Below are 3,661 nucleotides of genomic sequence, written 5' to 3'. Positions count from 1 at the left end.
GGCTGCAACCTGTTCTGCGCTCTGATGTTTTCCGGGCTTGGCTGGCATTAAGCACTGCCAAACTAACGTTGGGTCGCCACACCGCGGCACGACGATGCGCGGCTTGCGGCAACGGCAGCTCAAGGCCAAACTGTACCGCCCCACCGGCTGTGATCGACTCGCCCGTCGCCCTCCCTCCCTGGTCATCCTCTGGCTTGACCAGAGGATCTCCTGGCCGGGAGACCCTCAGATCACGTTCGAGGGTGACGATGCGAGAGGCGGACACCGGAATCGCCGCAATTGCCGCAGTGCAGCATTGCCGGGTGACAAACCCCGCGTACCTCCCTATAAGGCGCGCCGAAGCATTCACGATCATTGAGGACACGCATCATGACCACACTCGTTTTCGGCCACAAATCCCCCGACACCGATTCCACCGGCTCGCCGATCCTCTGGGCCTGGTATCTCAACGAGGTGAAGGGCGGCGACGCCGAGGCCGTCCTGCTGGGCGAGCCCAACACCGAAGCCGCCTTTCTTCTGACCAAATGGGACCTTCCCAAGCCGCGCATCATCTCTGATGTCGAGGACGGTCAGGCTTGCGTCGTGGTTGACACCAACAACCCGGCGGAACTGCCCGCCAACATCAACGGTGCCGACATACAGGCGATCATCGACCATCACAAACTGGTCGGCGGGTTGGAGACCAAGGGCCCGATCGACATCACCGTGCGCCCGCTTGCGTGCACCGCGACGATCATGGTTGACCTGATGGGCGACGACGCCGCCCGCATGCCCGATTGGGCCAAGGGCGCGGCGCTGACCTGCATCCTCAGCGACACGCTGGAATTCCGCTCGCCCACCACCACCGACCATGACCGCGCCGTGGCCGAGCGCCTCGCAGCCGATCTGCGCGTTTCGATCCCCGACTACGCCGCCGAGATGTTCGCCGCGAAATCCGACGTGTCGGCCTTTTCCGACGCCGAACTGCTGCGGATGGATTCCAAGGAATACGAGGTCGGCGGCAAGAAATTCCGCGTCAGCGTGCTTGAGACGACCGCCCCCGCCACCGTGCTCGACCGCAAGGCCAGCCTGATGGACAGCATGACCACCGTCGCCGCCGAGGATGGCGTCGATCAGGTGCTCTTGTTCGTGGTGGATATCCTGAATGAAGAGGCGACGCTGCTGGTGCCGAACGATCTGGTCAAAGCGCTCGCCGAGAAGAGCTTTGGCGCGACTGTTGCGGGCGACGCGGTGGTCTTGCCCGGCGTGATGAGCCGCAAGAAGCAGATCATCCCAAACCTTACTCTTTGATCGCTCTGCGGGCTTTTTTCAGGGGCCGCCGTCCGGCGGCCCCGTCAGATCACGATCAGACCGCGCGCCCTCGCCCGCGCCACGGCAACTAACGCAGGCTTGATACAGGCCCACAAAGTCTACTGGCATTTCGTCAGCGTTTGCGCCACTTGCACGCCGATCAACCTGCCATCCAACTTGTTGGCTCAGTGAGGCGTTGTAAATTCTCCAGATCAGAGGCCCGTTCGACAGCCTACAGCACTTGCTCCAGCGGCACGGGCAGGGCCGTGTTCACGCCCTGATTTTCCTTCCTCAGTCAACGTCAGCTCGGTCACGGCCACACACCTTGTGTCATGCAGCGTTTCGGCCAGAACATTCAGCCCGTTGTCAGAGGCGAAGGTCTGAAGATCGGCTAGCACGTCGAGTATCCATTCGTTTCGCATCGCCGACCTCACCCCACAGATGTTAACAAAACCGTGACACAACCCTAGCATGCCATGGATTGATGCAACACTCACGAATTCGTATTGCCTGAAATGGCGGGGATTCATCCTCCAACTCTTTGAATTAATGAATTTTCAACAAAAAAGCCCGCACGCCACTATTGTGACGCGCGGGCCCTGAGGCCTCAGCCTTGGGCGCTCAAATCACCGCCCTGCGTCCAGCACATCCTCGACCGTGCGCAGCCCGGTGCGCGGGGCCTGGACCAGCACCGCCATGTTGCCCGGTTTATGCTCGTTGTTGAGCATCTTGGTATGGGCCTGCGGGATCTCGTCCCACGGGAACACCTCGGACATGCAAGGGTCCAGCCGTCGTTCGACCATCAGCTTGTTGGCCGCCGCCGCCTGCTTGAGATGGGCGAAATGGCTGCCTTGCAGACGCTTCTGGTGCATCCACATGTAGCGCACGTCGAAGGTGCAGTTAAAGCCGCTGGTGCCCGCGCAGATCACCACCATGCCGCCCTTCTTGCAGACCAGGCTGGAGACCGGAAAGGTCGCCTCGCCGGGATGCTCGAACACCATGTCGACGCTGACGCCCTTGCCGGTTATGTCCCAGATTGCCTTGCCAAATTTGCGCGCCTCTTTCAGCCAGTCATTGTATTCCGGCGTGTTCACCTTGGGCAGTTGACCCCAGCAACTGAACTCCTTGCGGTTGATGACGCCCTTGGCCCCCTGATCCAGAACGAACTGACGCTTGCTCTCGTCCGAGATGACGCCGATGGCGTTCGCGCCCGCCGTATTGGCCAGCTGGATCGCGTAAGACCCCAGACCGCCCGAGGCCCCCCACACCAGAACGTTCTGCCCCGGCTTGAGATCATGCGGCGCATGACCGAAGAGCATGCGATAGGCGGTGGCCAACGTAAGCGTGTAGCACGCGCTTTCCTCCCAGGTCAGGTGCTTGGGGCGCGGCATCAGCTGCTGCGCCTGCACCCGCGCGAATTGCGCGAACGAGCCGTCCGGCGTCTCATAGCCCCAGATCCGTTGCGTGGGCGAGAACATCGGATCGCCGCCATTGCACTCTTCGTCGTCGCCATTGTCCTGATTGCAGTGGATCACCACCTCGTCGCCGACCTTCCAGCGCTTGACCTTCTCGCCGACCTTCCAGACGATCCCCGCCGCATCGGACCCGGCGATGTGATAGTCCGCGCCGTGGCCGTCAAACGGGCTGATCGGCTGGCCGAGACCGGCCCAGACGCCGTTATAGTTGACGCCCGCCGCCATCACCAGAACCAGCACCTCGTGGCTGTCGATCTCCCATGTGTCGACCACCTCCTGCTGGAACGAGGTTTCCGGATCGCCATGCCGTTCGCGGCGGATCGCCCAGGCATACATATGCTTGGGCACATAGCCGAGCGGGGGCATTTCACCGACCTCATAAAGGTCTTTTTCCGGTGCGTCATAGGGCGCGATGCCCGTCTCGTTATCCAAAGCCATGCTAGCCTCCTGTGAACGCGTGCCGCAGTGCAGAATCGCGGCGCTCTGACCTTGGGATACTGAGGGATCGGTAATATTGCAATAGCTTTGGGTCTATTTTTGTAATTATATGACCGAGCAAACGCAGAAAAATCGCTCAATTCCCGCTGCAACCGCGAAAAAGATGCGCGATGGAGGCGGCGTAATAGGTCAGTAGCGGGCGTTCGGCCTCAATGACGGAAAACGCGCCGTGATGCTCCTCGATCATCCCCCGCTTGCGCAACACGGTGATGCCAAAGCGTATCGCATAGGCCAGATCGTCGCGCGGCAGGTGCAGATGGGCGCGCGGCGCCGCCTCCAGCATCTCCGCCACGCGGGCATCCAGCGCCGCGCGGCTCAGCGGCTCCTTGGCCAGCACCAGCGCGCGTGCCACCAGCGGCACCGGCAGCACCGGCACCTCGGCCCCGATTCGCGCCATC

Annotated in this window: 2 protein-coding genes and 1 pseudogene; 1 reads left to right on the top strand and 2 read right to left on the bottom strand. The window is 61.8% G+C overall.

Annotated elements, in window-relative coordinates; all coding sequences use genetic code 11:
- Positions 1-369 precede the first annotated feature (369 nt).
- Positions 370-1,290, top strand: a complete 921-nt coding sequence (locus tag Q0X85_RS07615; RefSeq protein WP_297771051.1) for a manganese-dependent inorganic pyrophosphatase — start codon at positions 370-372, stop codon at positions 1,288-1,290.
- 626 nt (positions 1,291-1,916) lie between these two features.
- Here Q0X85_RS07615 and ccrA read toward each other — a convergent pair.
- Positions 1,917-3,203: a crotonyl-CoA carboxylase/reductase gene (gene ccrA, locus Q0X85_RS07610; RefSeq protein WP_297771049.1), complete on the bottom strand. Its 1,287-nt coding sequence runs from the start codon at positions 3,201-3,203 to the stop codon at positions 1,917-1,919.
- Between the two features lie 136 nt (positions 3,204-3,339).
- Positions 3,340-3,661, bottom strand: a pseudogene (locus Q0X85_RS07605) (glycerol-3-phosphate acyltransferase); the annotation flags it as partial.

Source organism: uncultured Roseovarius sp. (assembly GCF_947259555.1).
Classification (GTDB): Bacteria; Pseudomonadota; Alphaproteobacteria; order Rhodobacterales; family Rhodobacteraceae; genus Roseovarius.
Note: the sequence above shows the minus strand (reverse complement) of the source record. Positions and strands in the feature narration are given on the sequence as shown.

What these genes read in the sequence shown, in the direction of transcription:
- ccrA (WP_297771049.1), bottom strand. Translation starts at nt 3,203, where the DNA reads ATGGCTTTGGATAACGAGACGGGCATCGCGCCCTATGACGCACCGGAA.
- Q0X85_RS07615 (WP_297771051.1), top strand. Translation starts at nt 370, where the DNA reads ATGACCACACTCGTTTTCGGCCACAAATCCCCCGACACCGATTCCACC.